The sequence below is a fragment of the Neobacillus soli NBRC 102451 genome (assembly GCF_001591665.1).
Lineage (GTDB): Bacteria > Bacillota > Bacilli > Bacillales > Cytobacillaceae > Neobacillus > Neobacillus soli.
On record NZ_BCVI01000089.1, the window covers coordinates 1 to 16,594 of the forward strand.

Annotated in this window: 14 protein-coding genes; 12 read left to right on the forward strand and 2 right to left on the reverse strand. The window is 41.8% G+C overall.

What is annotated here, in order from left to right:
• The first annotated feature begins 183 nt into the window (after positions 1-183).
• The 5 genes from BSO02S_RS24640 (at position 184) to spoVT (ending at position 6,336) form a co-directional block, all read left to right on the forward strand.
• Complete coding sequence (locus BSO02S_RS24640; protein WP_066074227.1) at positions 184-813, forward strand: 50S ribosomal protein L25/general stress protein Ctc; 630 nt, start codon at positions 184-186, stop codon at positions 811-813.
• 188 nt (positions 814-1,001) lie between these two features.
• Complete coding sequence (pth, locus tag BSO02S_RS24645; RefSeq protein WP_066074268.1) at positions 1,002-1,562, forward strand: aminoacyl-tRNA hydrolase; 561 nt, start codon at positions 1,002-1,004, stop codon at positions 1,560-1,562.
• A gap of 148 nt (positions 1,563-1,710) precedes the next feature.
• Positions 1,711-1,941, forward strand: a complete 231-nt coding sequence (gene fin, locus BSO02S_RS24650) for an anti-sigma-F factor Fin (protein ID WP_066074230.1) — start codon at positions 1,711-1,713, stop codon at positions 1,939-1,941.
• A gap of 95 nt (positions 1,942-2,036) precedes the next feature.
• Complete coding sequence (gene mfd, locus BSO02S_RS24655; protein ID WP_066074233.1) at positions 2,037-5,582, forward strand: transcription-repair coupling factor; 3,546 nt, start codon at positions 2,037-2,039, stop codon at positions 5,580-5,582.
• Positions 5,583-5,799: 217 nt separating this feature from the next.
• Positions 5,800-6,336 carry a stage V sporulation protein T gene (gene spoVT / locus BSO02S_RS24660; RefSeq protein ID WP_066074270.1) on the forward strand — a complete coding sequence of 179 codons (537 nt, stop codon included), beginning with the start codon at positions 5,800-5,802 and terminating at the stop codon, positions 6,334-6,336.
• 55 nt (positions 6,337-6,391) lie between these two features.
• On the opposite strand, the gene BSO02S_RS24665 is transcribed toward spoVT, so the two are convergent.
• On the reverse strand, positions 6,392-7,252 hold the full coding sequence (locus tag BSO02S_RS24665; RefSeq protein WP_066074236.1) for a TatD family hydrolase: 861 nt from the start codon (positions 7,250-7,252) through the stop codon (positions 6,392-6,394).
• 17 nt (positions 7,253-7,269) lie between these two features.
• Complete coding sequence (locus BSO02S_RS24670; RefSeq protein ID WP_066074239.1) at positions 7,270-10,353, reverse strand: GNAT family N-acetyltransferase; 3,084 nt, start codon at positions 10,351-10,353, stop codon at positions 7,270-7,272.
• 749 nt (positions 10,354-11,102) lie between these two features.
• Between BSO02S_RS24670 and BSO02S_RS24680 the strand changes: the two genes are divergently transcribed.
• The 7 genes from BSO02S_RS24680 to BSO02S_RS24710 all read left to right on the forward strand — a co-directional run bounded on the left by BSO02S_RS24680 (position 11,103) and on the right by BSO02S_RS24710 (position 16,420).
• On the forward strand, positions 11,103-12,725 hold the full coding sequence (locus BSO02S_RS24680; protein ID WP_066074245.1) for a putative polysaccharide biosynthesis protein: 1,623 nt from the start codon (positions 11,103-11,105) through the stop codon (positions 12,723-12,725).
• Positions 12,726-12,728: 3 nt separating this feature from the next.
• The gene (gene yabN, locus BSO02S_RS24685) at positions 12,729-14,198 is read left to right on the forward strand and encodes a bifunctional methyltransferase/pyrophosphohydrolase YabN (protein ID WP_066074248.1); all 1,470 of its coding nucleotides are present in this window, start codon (positions 12,729-12,731) and stop codon (positions 14,196-14,198) included.
• An 18-nt stretch (positions 14,199-14,216) separates the two neighbouring features.
• Complete coding sequence (locus tag BSO02S_RS24690; protein ID WP_066074251.1) at positions 14,217-14,489, forward strand: RNA-binding S4 domain-containing protein; 273 nt, start codon at positions 14,217-14,219, stop codon at positions 14,487-14,489.
• Between the two features lie 78 nt (positions 14,490-14,567).
• Positions 14,568-14,870 (forward strand): sporulation protein YabP, encoded by a 303-nt coding sequence (gene yabP, locus BSO02S_RS24695; protein WP_066074254.1) that lies wholly within the window; start codon positions 14,568-14,570, stop codon positions 14,868-14,870.
• Positions 14,867-15,499, forward strand: a complete 633-nt coding sequence (gene yabQ, locus BSO02S_RS24700; protein ID WP_066074257.1) for a spore cortex biosynthesis protein YabQ — start codon at positions 14,867-14,869, stop codon at positions 15,497-15,499. The genes yabP and yabQ overlap by 4 nt, the downstream gene beginning before the upstream one ends.
• Positions 15,500-15,513: 14 nt before the next feature.
• On the forward strand, positions 15,514-15,897 hold the full coding sequence (locus BSO02S_RS24705) for an FtsB family cell division protein (protein ID WP_066074262.1): 384 nt from the start codon (positions 15,514-15,516) through the stop codon (positions 15,895-15,897).
• Between the two features lie 94 nt (positions 15,898-15,991).
• On the forward strand, positions 15,992-16,420 hold the full coding sequence (locus BSO02S_RS24710) for a S1 domain-containing RNA-binding protein (protein ID WP_066074265.1): 429 nt from the start codon (positions 15,992-15,994) through the stop codon (positions 16,418-16,420).
• Positions 16,421-16,594: the final 174 nt, after the last annotated feature.

Genomic DNA, 16,594 nt, shown 5'->3' on the forward strand with positions numbered 1-16,594 from the left:
CCGATGTTGACTTATCGTAGGGAAAAGAGCGAAGTCCACTAGCCGCTGGGTGTTGGAGCTGGCCAATTTTCAAAGTCAAAATTCATATTTTATTATTATTGAAAAAGATGTTTAGTCCTTCCTGTTTTGGGGTAATTTTTATATAGATAGTTTTAACTTAAACAGGAAGGTGACTAAACAGATATGAGCACGACTTTACAAGCAAAGGAACGGAAGGAATTCCGTCATTCTGCATTAAGGACAATTAGAGAAACTGGAAACATCCCTGCCGTTATTTATGGGGCAAAGGTAGATAGCAAACCGGTGTATGTTAGTTCGGCTGAATTAACAAAGACCATCCGTGATGTAGGCAGGAATGGAATCATTTCTCTTGATGTAGACGGCAGTAAACAGGATGTTGTGTTAACTGATTATCAAGAGGGTGCGATAAAAAGAGAATTCATTCATGTTGATTTTCTAGCCGTTGATAAATCTTCGAAGATTAATGTAGATGTCAGACTTGTGCTGGTTGGTGAGGCTGAAGGGGTAAAAGATGGCGGTGTGCTACAGCAGACACTGCACCAGATCGCGATTACATCTACCCCGGACAATATCCCTCAGCAAATTGAAGTGGATATTACAAACCTAAAGGTAGGGGAAACCGTATTGATGGGTGATATTCCTTCTGCAGGTGCATTTACCATCAACCATGAGGACGATGAAGTGGTTGCATCCATCCTTCCGCCAAGGCAGGAAGAAGAAATTAACGCTGGCGAGCAGCAAGAACCAGGCCATCCTGATAATGAAGAGGGAAGAGAAACAAAACCCGAATAGAAGAGCGAAGTACACTAGCTGCTGAACGATGGAGCTAGGCAGGTATCGAAGTTTAGAGTGAAGGACGTAACCTTTTCAAGGTTACGTCTTTTAGCGCATTATCATAGAAAAAATGATATTATGGGAGAAAAGCGATGTTTGAAAAAATTTTTAAAAGGCTGGCTAAACCAGTAGAGGAGGGGGGCCCAATGAAATTAATCGTTGGTTTAGGTAACCCTGGGAAGCAATATGATCAGACCAGACATAATATTGGATTTGAAGTCATCGATGGATTAGCAAGTCAATTTTCAATACCGCTGAACCAATCTAAATTTAAAGGACTGTATGGGGTTGGTTTTTATAAGGGGGAAAAGGTCCTGCTGCTAAAGCCGTTAACCTATATGAATTTATCAGGAGAATCGATTAGAGCAGTCATGGATTATTACCAAATTGAGTTAGAGGATTTACTCGTTATTTATGATGATCTTGATTTGCCAGTAGGGAAAATTAGGCTCCGTCAAAAAGGAAGCCCAGGTGGACATAATGGCATCAAGTCGACAGTCGCCCATCTTGGCACGCAGCAGTTTAACCGAATTCGAATTGGCATTGACCGTCCTCATCCGGGAATGAACATTCCTGATTATGTCTTAGGCCGCTTCCGCAGTGAGGAACAAGTTCTAACCCAGGATGCTGTCAAAAAGAGCGTAGGGGCTTGTGAGGCATGGTTAGAGAAGCCTTTCTTGCAGGTAATGAATGAATATAATCAGTAAATGGTTCATGATACTTGCCCTGCTTTCATACAATAAAGCAAAACTGAAAGAAGCTGGAGTAGATAAACAAGCGGTTGAATCTAGTTGAATAAGTTCCTCCGATAAGGTTAATACTAATAAGGAATCATAGATGAAGGAGGGACTCTGAGTGACCATCCATTACCATTGTCGCCATTGTGGTACGAACCTTGGTTCCATTGATAAAGCATCGATACACAGCGAAACCCTTGGTCTTCATAAGTTAACAGAACAAGAAAGACAAGAAATGGTTGCGTATGACTCGAGCGGCGATATTCATATAACTGCCATTTGTGAAGACTGCCAGGAAGCTTTAGAGCGGAATCCAGATTACCATCAATACGATTTCCTTATTCATTAACCAGCTTTGGAAGCCCTCCAAGGCGTTTTTCTATTTATTTTTTTACATGAAAGATGATTACTATGAAAATGTTTTAGGTGAGAGGAGGCTAAGGGTTGAAAGGTTTAAAGTCATTATTCCTTAAACAGGAAGATATCCACTCAGTGATTGCTGGTGTGGAAGAAGGTTTAAAGGAACAGCTAATTGCCGGCTTATCTGGATCGTCTCGAACGGTGCTAACGGCATCCATTTATGAACAAATGAAAAGGCCGATCATGCTTGTAACCCACAATCTATTACAAGCACAAAAACTCTATGATGATATTGTTAATCTAGTAAGCGAGCAGGAAGTTTTCCTTTTTCCAGCTAATGAATTAATTGCGGCTGAAATGAGTATTGCAAGTCCGGAGTTAAAGGCACAAAGGATTGAGGCCTTAAATCATTGGAGTAAACAAACCAGCGGGATTTTAATTGTCCCGATTGCAGGTTTAAAGAAAATCGTCCCCCCAAAGTCATTATGGAAGAAATTCCAGCTTTTATTAAAAGTAGGGGAAGACATTGTTATCGAACAAACCTTAAATACATTTGTTAATATGGGCTATGTACGGGCGGAGATGGTCACAACACCGGGGGAATTCAGCGTAAGGGGCGGTATTATCGATATTTATCCGCTTACAGAAGCAAATCCACTCCGAATTGAATTATTTGACACTGAAATTGACTCGATTCGCTATTTTTCACTAGATGACCAGCGTTCCAAAGAGAAAATTTCTAAAGTTTTAGTTGGACCAGCAACAGAAATATTGTTAGAAGAAGAGAGTTATAGCCGTATTATTGAAAAACTTGAAGCTGGATTGGCCCACAGTCTAAAGAAACTGAAAGATGAAAAGGCAAAAATACAATTGTCCCAAAATATCAGCTATGAATTGGAGCAGTTAAAAAATCGCCAAAAGCCCGAACAAGTTTTTAAATACTTATCACTTGCCTACGATAGGGCTAATAGTCTATTAGACTACCTTCCTAGTAATGGATTAGTATTTATTGATGAAATCAGCAGGGTGCAGGAGATGAATGATTCCCTAATTAAAGAAGAGGCTGAATGGTACACCTCGTTACTTGGTGAAGGGCAGATCATCCATGATTTACATATATCCCATGACTTGCCGATGCTACTGCAAAAACGAGAAATACCGATTGTGTATATGTCATTGTTTTTGCGTCATGTAGCAAATACGAGCCCGCAAAATATTATTAATATTTCCTGTAAGCAAATGCAAAACTTTCACGGACAAATGCATTTGTTAAAGGCGGAGATAGACAGATGGAAAAAAGGCCAATATTCCATTGTTTTTTTAGGGGCTGATCAGGAGCGGGTAAAAAAGTTAGAGCGCGTGCTCGAGGACTATGAGATTGATGCCAGTATTGCCGGAGAAGGAACGCAGCTAGTACCTGGAAAAGTTCAGATTATGAAGGGCAACCTGCATACCGGCTTTGAACTCTCCATCCAAAAAATAGCAATCATTACTGAGGAAGAACTATTTAATAAACGGGTAAAAAAGTCGGCCAGCCGTCAAAAGCTTTCCAATGCAGAACGAATTAAAAGTTACTCAGAGCTCAAAATTGGCGATTATGTTGTTCACGTCAATCATGGTATCGGTAAGTATTTGGGCATTGAAACGCTTGTTATTAACGGGGTTCATAAGGATTATCTCCATATCCGTTATCAGGGAACAGATAAACTGTATGTGCCTGTCGAACAAATTAACCTTGTTATGAAGTTTGTTGGTTCAGAAGGAAAAGAGCCAAAGATTTATAAACTAGGCGGAACAGATTGGAAAAAGGTAAAGAAGAAAGTTCAATCCTCCGTGCAGGATATAGCGGATGATTTAATCAAGTTATATGCGGAACGAGAAGCAGCAGTCGGCTATGCCTATTCCCCTGATGGAGATATGCAAAGGGAATTTGAGACATCCTTTTTCTATCAAGAGACCGATGATCAACTCCGTTCCATTCATGAAATTAAAAAGGATATGGAAATGGCGCGTCCAATGGATCGTTTGCTATGCGGAGACGTTGGATATGGAAAAACGGAGGTAGCCATCCGCGCAGCCTTCAAAGCGATTGCCGATGGGAAGCAGGTAGCATTTCTTGTACCAACGACCATTTTAGCCCAGCAGCATCATGAAACCCTAAGGGAAAGATTTCAGGATTTCCCGATTAATATTGGCCTGTTAAGCCGCTTCCGTTCAAAAAAGCAGCAAACGGAAACAATGAAGGGGCTAAAGGCGGGGACGGTTGATATTGTCGTTGGAACACATCGATTGCTTTCAAAGGATATCGTTTATCATGATTTAGGTTTGTTAATTATTGATGAAGAGCAGCGCTTTGGGGTTACCCATAAAGAAAAGATTAAAAGGTTGAAGACAAATGTCGATGTGCTGACATTAACGGCTACACCGATTCCAAGAACGCTGCATATGTCGATGCTGGGTGTCCGTGATTTATCGGTTATCGAAACGCCGCCGGAAAATCGCTTTCCCGTGCAAACCTATGTTATGGAATACAATGGATCACTGGTACGGGAAGCAATCGAACGGGAACTTGCCCGTGACGGACAAGTCTACTTTTTATATAACCGGGTAGAAGACATTGACCGAAAAGCGGAAGAAATTTCGATGCTTGTCCCCGACGCACGCGTTGCTTTTGCCCATGGGAAGATGACTGAAAATGAATTGGAAGCAGTGATGATCGGCTTTTTAGCTGGGGAATTTGATGTTCTCGTCAGCACGACCATTATTGAAACGGGCGTGGATATTCCGAATGTCAATACCTTGATTGTCTTTGATGCCGATCGAATGGGGCTTTCCCAGCTTTATCAGCTCCGCGGCCGTGTTGGCAGGTCAAATCGTGTCGCTTACGCGTATTTTACGTACCGAAAAGATAAAGTATTAACGGAAGTTGCTGAGAAACGCCTTCAAGCCATTAAGGAATTTACAGAACTAGGTTCAGGTTTTAAAATTGCGATGCGTGATTTAACGATAAGAGGCGCAGGAAATTTACTTGGTGCCCAGCAGCACGGGTTTATTGACTCGGTTGGCTTTGACCTTTATTCACAAATGTTAAAAGAAGCAATTGAGGAAAGAAAAGGAGATTTGAACCTAGCAACTGAGGTGAAAAAGTCCGTTGAAATTGACCTGGAGATTGATGCCTACATTCCGGATACATATATTAAGGATGGGCATCAAAAAATAGAGATGTATAAACGGTTTCGAGCGGCATTGACGCTGGAGGATATCGAAGAGCTGCAAGCAGAAATGCTTGACCGTTTTGGGGAATATCCGATTGAAGTTTCCTACCTGTTCCAAATTGCAGAAATGAAGGTTTATGCGCTATTAAATGGTGTGGAACAAGTGAAGCAAAGCAAACAGGAGGTAACCATTTTAGTGAACGAGCAGGTGACCAACACGATTGATGGAAGTAAAATCTTCCAAATCGGCAGCCAATTTGGCCGCAATGTCAACCCTGGCATGGAAGGCTCAAGACTAAAAATAGTCGTCAATATTAAAGAGTACGATACCGCCCAATGGCTTCACGTCGCCTTTGAAATGATTAAAGGGCTCCCTTTAGCAAAAAAAGGCCAGGGGAGACATGCAGGCGCTTAAAACACATCTATATCTAAAATTGAAATAATTCCTATAAATGTGAAAAAATATGTCGATTGTGTATAGAACTTTCCAGTTGAAAGATACTAAGTTCAAAGTTGGTGATGAATCGAAAAGCGGAAGCGCCTTGGCGCTGGAGCTAGACAGTTATCAAGTTCTAAAAATATGGACCATCACCAAGTTGAATAATCATCAGATGAAAGTGAGGCAACATTGGATGAAAGCAACTGGAATAGTTCGTCGAATCGATGATTTGGGTCGTGTTGTCATTCCTAAAGAAATACGCAGAACTTTGCGTATCCGTGAAGGTGATCCGTTAGAGATTTTTGTGGATCGAGACGGAGAAGTCATCTTGAAAAAGTATTCACCTATCAGTGAATTAGGTGATTTTGCAAAAGAATATGCTGAAGCCCTTTTCGATAGCCTCGGAAATCCTGTTTTGATCTGTGATCGAGACACAGTGATTTCTATGGCAGGCGGTTCTAAAAAAGAGTACTTAAATAAAAATATTAGTGATGTAATTGAGAAAACCATGGAAGAACGTAACTCAGTGCTGGTCACGCAACCAGGTGAATTGGCGTTAATCGATGGAAATGAAGAAGCTCTGACTTCTTATACTATCGGGCCAATCATTGCAAATGGCGACCCAATCGGGGCTGTAATCATTTATTCTAAAGAAGGAACTCTTGGCGAAGTGGAACATAAGGCTGTTGAAACAGCAGCTAGTTTCTTAGCGAGACAGATGGAGTCATAACGTGAAAAGACAGCCTAAGGCTGTCTTTTCTCTGTTCAATGGTTCCCAAAATGCCCTATCGTTCTATAAAACGCTTAATTTTCGGAAACAGCTTTACCGCATTATTGAAAAATAAGTCCTCGTGCGCCTCTCGAGGAATTAACTCCTGCAACAGCTGGATATATGGCTGTACTTGAACTAAAGGCCAGTCGGTTCCAAACAGAAACTTCGAGTAATCATCGGTAAAGGCCAGCGCATGTTTCAAGTGGTTAAAGAAATAGGGTGACTCCAGCTTTTTCTGCAAATCATCCCTTGTACCGACAAGAAGTCCAGATAAGTCCGCATGCATATTGCGATTCTTGTATAAAACCTCAGCGCCATCAAGGACCCACGGGTCGCCAAAGTGGGCCATCATGAAATTAATCTCTCGATATCTCACCGCCACTTCATCAAGGGTAAGCGGGTGGGCATACTTCAGCAAGCCGCGTTCCGAATACGTATCCCCGGTATGAAACACAACCGGAAGCCCATATTTCATCGCCAGCTCATAAACGGGACTGTAGACCTCATCATAGGCATAGAACGGATAGTAGCCAAGATAAATTTTTATCCCGACGACCTCCGGTTTCTCAAGCAGCGCTTCAAGTGCCGCTAACTCTTGAGCGCCTAATCGATAGGGGTTAATTCCGGGACAATAACAGATGTTTGCGGGAATCTGAGCATCTAAATCAAGACCCATCGGCGTAGCCGCTTCATAATCCGGGAAGCGGTCCGCTTTAGTCTCCGTTAAGCCCATGGCAATTCCAAGCACCACATTCGCATCGTGATACTCCTGCGATAAACCTGCGGATGAATAATCGAGCTTCGATAGATTGTTGGCCGTCTCCTTAAAGCTTGAAATATTAGAAAAATGCATATGGGCATCAATAATTCGCATCACACACATGTCTCCTCTCAGCCGCCGGTACCACTAAAGCGAATATTTTTTAAATCTTGAAGCGCATCTTCTGGGATTATCTGATTATTAAATAGATAGAAAATCGGCGTCGTCCAATATGTTTCGCCATGTCGTAAATGCAGCTTTGAAAAGACCGTATGATGGGCGACTTCTTTATTTAGATAAAAGTCCGATTTTCCCCCTCGGTAATCAGAGATGACCTGTAGTTTTTCAGAAACAGCTTCATGACCAATGGTAAAGCTTTGTTTCACATCGATTTCCATTTCACCTTTACCGAAATGCGCTTTATGACTCGGATAAGACTCGATCCAGCTATTTTCCACATTTTTAAAAGCAGCTTGGCTATACCAGCCTTCATTTTTAAAATATTGATTGGTATCTTGCAGAATTTCGGTGGTATGGCACATTACTGGTGCACCCGGCTGCAGTAAATAATATTGGTTATAAGTAAGCCCCTTAAAGGATTCATGCTTTGAAATTTGAACCTGGAGCTTGATTCCGGTCCAACAATTCCCTTTGTTGTCGGTGATGGTAACAAACTCCGCTGACCGTTCCTCTTTTCCAAGGGAATTGCTGGATATGTTTAATAATGCATTGCGAATTCCCCCGGCCCAAGGATTCCACCATGCCTTTGGCTTTAAAGCAGGAAAGGACGTATCCAGCCACTCTTGGCCCTTATAGGTCAACGAATAGAGGGCAGGGAAAAAGTCCGGAGCCGCTTTAATGCTGACCAGCCCATTATCAACCTCATACACGGGGACCCCATCTTGGACATATTGCTCAGTTTGAATCGCCGTATTGTCTGGGCAAATGATAAGAGAGTGCTGCTCCGATTGCTCCAATTTCAGGTCGGCCTGGAGCTTGAGCAGCTTTACCCTTGACCCGCCCTCGAAGTGAAGCGGAAAAACAGCTTCACTTTTTTCATCTTCTTGGGGAAACTGTTGTTTCTTTACTGCTCCCTGACCATCAATTTGAACACTAATTTCACCGTCAAGATGGGCCAGTTTCGCATTCTTATAATGAACGGTGGTCTGCTCCTGAACAAACGGATTATGATTCTCTGGGTAAAATTGTGCCGGTTGAGCGGTTGCCGCTTCAACAGCATGAACTTTTTTAAGTGCAAATGCCCTGAAAGCCTCCCAGGTCGGAAATGCCCCCATTGAAAGATAAGTCGGTTTTGTCTTTGCCACCCCATTGGCCGGGATCACCCCGAGTTTGTGTTCAAAGAATAAGAACCAATGTTCAAATTGAACTTTGGTTTCACTGCTCCAGCAAATCCCGCTTGGAAGTGCTGGACAGCGCTTGAAAATCCAATTCTCATCCAGTTTTTCACTTTGCCAATACTGAATCATTCCATCCTTCAATTCATTGACCTCAATCATCTGACCATCATAAGGAAAAACGGATCCGTACATGGTCTGGACGAAGTTATGACTGTCATTCAGCCAAACTTCCTGCTTCGTCGCCGCATCGGCAAGATTATTAATTTGATAATGATGTTCCATCAAACCTTCGGCATAAACCTTGGCAATCGAGTGTAGCTGCAGGTCCGGATATGACTGTGAATGATAAATGGCCTTTAGACAAACGGCCCCTTTTTCTTCAAAAAATTCAATGTGATCGGGCCGTTTTTTCGAGAATTCGCTTGAAAAAGGTTTACCAAGCTTCGGATAGAAAAAGAAAGGTATTTCCTCTTCAGGGGAGCCGGCGCGTCCCAAATAAAGGCGATTATCAAATTTGCTTAAGTACACATGGGCAAGACCGTTATAGGCATGCCAATAGTCGTCACACTCTCCGGTCAATTTAGCGCTCATCCCGTAAAACGCTAAGCCAATATTTTTGGAAAAATAAACTGATTCACCCGAATTTTTTATCGCTTTTATTTGTAATGGCTGCTGATAAAAGCCGTAGTCTGTTAAGCAGTACGTAATCGGAAGAAGTTTCCGTTCTTTTGCTGTTAGCGAAATTTGAACATGCTCATTTGCAAAATCAATAAAGTCTGCCTTCGGTATTGTAAACGAGAATTGCACGTCCTCATTAAAGTGATTCTCCATCTCCAAATAGAGTACTGACTCGGTTTCCAAAAAGGGCAGTTCATTCGGAATTTTCGCCTTTACCTTGGCGGGGTATTTGCTATTAATACCAAGCTTGAAAGTTGCTTCTTTCCCATTGACCGTCACTTTAGCGGCCACAGTTGGATGAGTGCGCCAAATATTTTGTTCTTCGGTAATTTCAGCGACATAGAATCTGCCCTCGACAATCTCTGAATCCATCACTGTCAGCTGCTTCGCAAAATCAAAGTGGATATTCTGATCGTCGAAACCTTCGATGGCAATAGTTAACGGCTCATTCGTTTTGTTTTCTATCTTGAAATGAATCGGGTATTCTGCACCGAAAATCAAGTCCTGCTGTTCAATCGAGGCAGAGAGTAAATATTCGTCCGTTTCAATCAATCTTAGACCACGGCCTTTGCGTTCATATTCTATCCTCAGCCGCTCGCCGTCCTTCTCCCATTTGTACTCATAGAAATCAAAGCCATTTTCTTTCCTGCCATCGGGCTTCACTTCAATTTCCATTTTACGGTCATGATACCAATCCGCTTTTTCAAAAAAGCCTTGGACGGCCTCTGTAGTGAGTACCGAGGGGATGAAGTTCATGAGATGAACGGTGTCATCGCGGTTTTCCCAGAAGAATCCGCATTTTTTATACAAGGGAACGGCCTTTATATTGCCACCCCAAGTATAGAGGTCGAGTCTAGGCCAGCCCAACTCAATGGTTCGTTTGACGGCCTTTAGCACCAGCTGCTTGCCAATCTTTTTTCCTTGATACTCTTCGCGTACGTTTAGCAACGGGATATAGAGAGCACCGCTATCCTCCCGATACTCACTGACACCGCAATATCCGGCGACACCATTTTCATCCATTGCTAAATACGTATTTAGATTAATCGAATTCTCTTCCTGCTGCCGAATAGTCTCCGCGGTCGAAATATCATTCCCGCCGCCCCAGCCTTCACGGCTATGATTCCACATATCGGCGACCTTTTCAGCTAAATCATGACGATATTCTACAATTTTCATTTGTTAACTCCTCATCCATTTCGTATTTTTTACCTAACCATCCTCGATTACCTCAACGTTTGAAAAATTAGTTAACTGAAAAATGATCATGCTAAAAACCCCCTTTCGTAATTTAGGAAAAATAAAAGACCCTGCAGCTACAAGGTCTTTCCTTCACAAAGCGTGAATCCATTAAACAAAGCGGCTTTTTACCGTTTCGTTAGAACAGGATGGTAGACTAGTAGGAATGTACAGGTTATTGATCATTAAATTAAGCTGTGACACTTTCGAAACCATCCTGTACACCTCCTTCTAAAGGTAATTCCTACCACAAAGATAATTATATGATAGAGTATTTGGAAAAGTAAATTAATTTAATTGGTGCTCGCCGGGATATATTGGTTTAATAAATCCAATCGAACTTATTGGAGCCCATTCTGTTTGAAAACTTAGGCAAAAGGTATCCAATCATCCGTATTGGAGCCCGTTCCGTTTGAAAACTTGGGTAAAAGGTATCCAATCGGTCTTATTGGAGTCCATTCTGTTTGAAAACTTGTGCAAAAGGTATCCAATCGGTCTTATTGGAGCCCATTCTGTTTGAAAACTTGTGCAAAAGGTATCCAATCATCCGTATTGGAGCCCGTCCGCCGGAAAAGTCGTAGAAAAGGTACCCAAATGTCCTTATTGGAGCCCGGCCAAGTTGTTCTCCATTATCCATTAAAACCCCCACTATGCTATAATTACCTCTAGTTTAGTTAGTAGGTGATGCAATGAAATCCGTGAATCATTCAACTGCGCTTTTTAAAGGCGCGTTTATTTTAACAATTGCCGCACTCGTTACGAAAATATTAAGTGCGTTTTACCGTATTCCTTTTCAAAACATCGTCGGGGATATTGGTTTTTACATATATCAGCAGGTATATCCGTTTTATGGATTGGCGATTGTCCTGTCGACCACAGGCTTTCCGGTGGTGATTTCGAAGCTTTACGCGGAACAAAAGGAGAACGGGGATGATGAAAAATCCCGCTTGCTTCTCCTCGTATCCTTTGTTTATTTACAGATTATCGGCATCCTTTGTTTCCTCATCCTCTATGGCGGGGCTGGACAAATTGCCGGCTGGATGAAGGACCCGCAATTAGCGATATTATTAAGAGTTGTCTCCATAGTGTTTTTGGTCTTTCCGTTTGTTGCACTATTAAGAGGGTATTATCAAGCCATTGGCGAAATGGTCCCAACGGCGTTATCGCAAGTCGGGGAACAAACGATTCGCGTGTTAACAATCATTTTTCTAGCTTCTCTTTTCGTGGAAAAAGGCTATTCCCTCTATTTTGTCGGCAGCGGGGCGATGGTTGGCTCGATTACCGGGAGTATGATTGCGAGCCTCATTTTGTTTATGTTTGTCCGGAAACGTAAAGAATGGAAAGTAATGGCTCCAAGCAGGGGGATGTTGCAAAACAACTCGTTGGAAGTGAAACGGATTGTAAAAATGCTCACTTTTCAAGGACTGTTAATTTGTTTAAGCGGAATGCTTATGATCTTTATGCAGCTTGCAGATTCGTTAAATTTATACTCCTTACTTGTAGCAAACGGCACGGAACAAGATCTCGCTAAAAGCTTAAAGGGGGTATTCGACCGCGGTCAGCCATTAATCCAATTAGGAACAATCGCTGCAGCCTCAATGTCATTAACACTTGTACCGCTCATAAGCCGTGAGCGATTATCCGCGAAACCAGATTTTTTAAATCATAAAATTCAAGTAGCGATTAAGGTGAGCATTGTCATCGGACTTGGAGCTTCAGCAGGTTTATGGGCGATTATCGGACCCACCAATGTGATGCTGTTCGAAAATGCCAACGGTTCAGGGGTATTAGGGGTGCTTGGTTTTGTTATTCTATTTACCTCGATTATTTCAACAATCATTGCCATTATGCAGGGACTCGGCAGTCTGCTTTATCCTGCAATAGCCGTGGTGATCACCTTTCCGCTGAAATATATTTTAAACATGGTCTTCATTCCATTATTCGGAACGATGGGGGCGGCAATATCTTCGCTTCTTGCCTTAGGATTGGTCACGGTTTTCTTATTGCTAAAATTTAAAAAAGTAATCGCCATCCGGCTGTTTCCATCACGTTTTTTAAGAATAGTGCTAACAGCAGCAATCACAATGGTTTTGTTTTTAAAAGGCTATTTATTTTTAACAAATTACCTTGTTGCCACAATTGGGTCAGACCGGCTGGGAGCAGCGATGCAATCGGTAACTGCTGTTTCGCTCGGCGGCATCATCTTTTTAGTAATCATCATCAGGGGGAACGTATTTCTTGAAGAAGATTTGGAGTTTTTCCCATTTGGAAGCAAATTACTTCATTTTCTCCCTCGAAAGGAAAGGAATTAACCAATGATTAAAAAAATTGAAATCGTCGGATTGGGAGCAGGCGACCTTGAGCAGCTCCCGGTTGGCGTCTATAAGAAACTACTTAAAGCACCGCAGCTATTTTTACGAACGAAAGAACATCCAGTCATTCCTGAACTCGAGAAAGAAGGACTATCCTATACCTCTTTTGACAGCGTGTATGAAAAATACGATCAGTTTGAAGCCGTATATGAGGAAATCGCCAAGACATTATTGAAACTAGCGCAAACGGAAGCGGTGATTTACGCTGTTCCGGGACACCCGCTTGTTGCCGAGCAGACAGTGCAGCTCCTTTTGGAATACGGACCAAAGGATGGTGTGGAAATTATCATTGGCGGCGGGCAGAGCTTTCTTGATGCCCTCTTTGCTTCATTGAAAATTGACCCGGTAGAAGGGTTTCAATTGCTCGATGGCACGGCGCTCACAGCCTCCCAGCTGCAAATCGACCAGCATATCATTATTAGCCAGGTATACGACCAATTCGTGTCCTCGAATGTAAAGCTAACATTGATGGAGAAATTACCGGATGATTACCAGGTGTATATTGTAACAGCAGCAGGCAGTAAACAGGAGCACATCGAAAAACTGCCCTTGTATGAATTGGACCGAAATGTCTCAATCAATAACCTCACATCTGTCTATGTCCCGCCAGTGACAGAAGAGGAAATTTTATTAAAGGATTTCTCGAAGCTGCGCGCGATTATCGCTGAATTAAGGGGTCCAAATGGCTGCCCATGGGATAAGGAACAAACCCATGAGTCATTAAAAAAGTACTTAATTGAAGAAACCTATGAAGTGATTGAAGCAATTGACAAGGGGGATATTGATCACTTAGTTGAAGAACTTGGCGATGTCCTGCTTCAAGTCATGCTCCATGCCCAAATTGGCGCAGATGATGGTTATTTTTCGATTGATGATATTATTGAGGGATTATCAGCGAAAATGATCCGGCGCCATCCTCATGTTTTCGGAACTGGAAAGGCAGCGAATGCTGAAGAGGTAGTTCAAAATTGGCAGGAAATTAAAAGGCAGGAAAAAGGGGAGCTTGCCCCGGTTTCATTACTTGAAGGTGTTTCGAAATCACTTCCAAATTTAATGCGGGCCTATGATTTGCAAAAAGTAGCGGCAAAGGTTGGCTTTGATTGGCAGGAAATTACGCCTGCTTTGGAGAAGGTGAAAGAAGAGCTCGAAGAATTCATCCTTGAATTAGATGGAACAGAAGAAGGAATGCGGCGGGCAAAGGGGGAATTTGGCGATTTATTATTTGCCTTTGTCAATGTGTCAAGATTCCTAAAAATCCATCCGGAAGAAGCATTGTTTGAAACAAACGAAAAGTTCACGCGTCGGTTTCGATACGTGGAGAAAATGGTCGGGCTGAGCGGCAGGTCATTTGAAGAACATACGCTCAAACAGCTTGATCAGTATTGGGATGAGGCAAAATTAAAAGGATTATAGAATTGGGGGATATCTGTTATGCGGTTAGATAAGTTTTTAAAGGTATCAAGATTAATCAAAAGAAGGACATTAGCAAAGGAAGTATCCGATCAAGGCAGGATTGAAATCAATGGAAAAGAAGCGAAGGCTAGTTCGACCGTTAAAGTAGGGGATGAATTAACGATTCGTCTGGGGCAAAGAAAGGTTACGGCGAAAATTGACCGGATCCAAGAAACATCCCGCAAAGACGAAGCGGCAGAAATGTATACCATTATAAAAGAAGAGAAATTTGGTTCAGCTGACAGCCTATAAGATTGGCTTGGTCTATTTTCTTTATTCTTCACATACAAATGTACAAAAGGGTTGTACAACTGATTGTGAGGGATGATAATGAGTCAATATTATGAAGGCAATCAAACAAAGAGTAGTGTTCCAGACCACGATGTCATCATGAGAGGGAGAAAGCTGCTTGAAATTACCGGAGTAAAACAGGTAGAAAGCTTTGATAATGAAGAATTCTTATTGGAAACGTCGATGGGGTTTTTAGCCATCAAAGGGCAAAACCTGCAAATGAAAAATCTTGATGTGGAAAAGGGGATTGTTTCGATTAAGGGGAAGATTTTTGACTTAGTTTACCTAGACGAACAGCACGGGGAGAAAGCTAAAGGATTCTTTAGTAAGTTATTCCGATGACCCTTTCCACGCAATTTATCACCATGCTTTCGATGATTGGCATGGGGGCATTGTTTGGCGCCATGTTTGATACGTACCAGCGGTTCTTAAACCGTCCGAAAAGGAAGCAGTGGCTTGTATTTATTAATGATTTACTATTTTGGATAATCCAAGCTGTGGCTATCTTTTATACCTTATTCTTAGTGAATAATGGAGAATTAAGGTTTTATATCTTCCTTGCGCTCCTATGCGGTTTTGCGGCGTACCAAAGCATCTTAAAAGGAATTTACCAACACCTGCTTGAGCTGTTGATCAATACAATCATCGCTGTTTACAACTTTATCAAAAGGACCCTTTATCTAATCATATATAAACCCATCCTTAGTCTTATCCAGTTGGTTGTTATTATTGTTCTTTCGATTGGCAGGGGGCTTTTAGCCCTCGTCAAGGTTGTTAGTAAAGTTTTAGTATTTATTCTAAAGGTAATCTTCGTACCAGTGCAAAGAATATTGTTGATTATTTGGAAACTTTTGCCGAAAGGTATTAAAAAAACCGTCGAGAAGTTATATAATAAAACGGCAGGAAATTTTAATAAGATATGGAATTATTTTAATAAGTGGATAGATAAATGGAAAAAGCGAAAAGAGTAAGGAGGGGAAGGGAAATGGGAGCGGAACCGAAAAAAACTGTCTCAAAGATCCAGACAACCTATGTCGAGCAGAAAGAATATGCGGAAATTGCTTCAGCCAGGAAAAGAAAATTGTTACTCAGACGCCTATCAATGTTTTTAGTCTTTGCAAGCGTACTATCATATTTGATGATTTCAAGCTATCTTTCCCAAACCACTAAGCTCAATGCTAAATTGGCCCAAAAGAAGCAATTTGACAACCAGCTTGTGGAACTAACAAAGCAGCAAAGTATTTTGAAAGAGGAAATAATTAAATTAAATGACAATGATTACATTGCCAAGCTGGCCAGAAAAGAATTCTTTTTCTCCAAAAATAATGAAATCATCTTTAATATTCCCGAAGAGAAAAAGAAAAATTGACCAATTTTTAGTCATATTGACACTAATTTTTTTCTTTCTGTATACTATAGAATTAGATTGATTTTTTATACTTTTAAGGAGGAGCATTCTTTTTATGTCAATTGAAGTGGGCAGCAAGTTACAAGGAAAGGTAACAGGGATAACGAATTTCGGAGCGTTTGTGGAGTTGCCTGGGGGCTCAACGGGACTTGTACACATTAGTGAGGTTGCTGACAACTATGTTAAAGATATTAACGACCATCTTAAAGTTGGCGAGCAAGTTGAGGTAAAAGTCATCAATGTTGAGAAGGATGGAAAAATTGGGCTATCGATTAAAAAGGCAAAGGACCGACCGGAAGCATCACCGCAAAGATCCCATTCCCAACGTCCTCGTCAAGGCAGACCAAACGATCGCAATATTGCCAGACCGGAAAACTTTGAATCTAAAATGGCAAAATTTCTGAAAGATAGTGAAGATCGTTTAACTTCCCTAAAGCGGCATACGGAGTCCAAGCGTGGAGGAAGAGGAGCTCGACGGGGTTAACTTGCTGCATAGTAATAACTTAGATATGGCCGGTTTTACGAATATCTACTATACAAGGGCAGGTCTAAACGACCTGTCTTTTTTGTCATACTTAAAAAGGGTGTCAGGCACCATGTGAAAAATTCACATGGTGCCTGACACCCCTATTCTACGACTTGTCCAGCTCCAGCGCCC

Coding starts and splice junctions, on each gene's coding strand:
- BSO02S_RS24640 (WP_066074227.1), top strand. CDS start 184: ATGAGCACGACTTTACAAGCAAAGGAACGGAAGGAATTCCGTCATTCT.
- pth (WP_066074268.1), top strand. CDS start 1,002: ATGAAATTAATCGTTGGTTTAGGTAACCCTGGGAAGCAATATGATCAG.
- spoVT (WP_066074270.1), top strand. CDS start 5,800: ATGAAAGCAACTGGAATAGTTCGTCGAATCGATGATTTGGGTCGTGTT.
- BSO02S_RS24665 (WP_066074236.1), bottom strand. CDS start 7,252: ATGCGAATTATTGATGCCCATATGCATTTTTCTAATATTTCAAGCTTT.
- BSO02S_RS24670 (WP_066074239.1), bottom strand. CDS start 10,353: ATGAAAATTGTAGAATATCGTCATGATTTAGCTGAAAAGGTCGCCGAT.
- BSO02S_RS24680 (WP_066074245.1), top strand. CDS start 11,103: ATGAAATCCGTGAATCATTCAACTGCGCTTTTTAAAGGCGCGTTTATT.
- yabN (WP_066074248.1), top strand. CDS start 12,729: ATGATTAAAAAAATTGAAATCGTCGGATTGGGAGCAGGCGACCTTGAG.
- BSO02S_RS24690 (WP_066074251.1), top strand. CDS start 14,217: ATGCGGTTAGATAAGTTTTTAAAGGTATCAAGATTAATCAAAAGAAGG.
- yabP (WP_066074254.1), top strand. CDS start 14,568: ATGAGTCAATATTATGAAGGCAATCAAACAAAGAGTAGTGTTCCAGAC.
- yabQ (WP_066074257.1), top strand. CDS start 14,867: ATGACCCTTTCCACGCAATTTATCACCATGCTTTCGATGATTGGCATG.
- BSO02S_RS24705 (WP_066074262.1), top strand. CDS start 15,514: ATGGGAGCGGAACCGAAAAAAACTGTCTCAAAGATCCAGACAACCTAT.
- BSO02S_RS24710 (WP_066074265.1), top strand. CDS start 15,992: ATGTCAATTGAAGTGGGCAGCAAGTTACAAGGAAAGGTAACAGGGATA.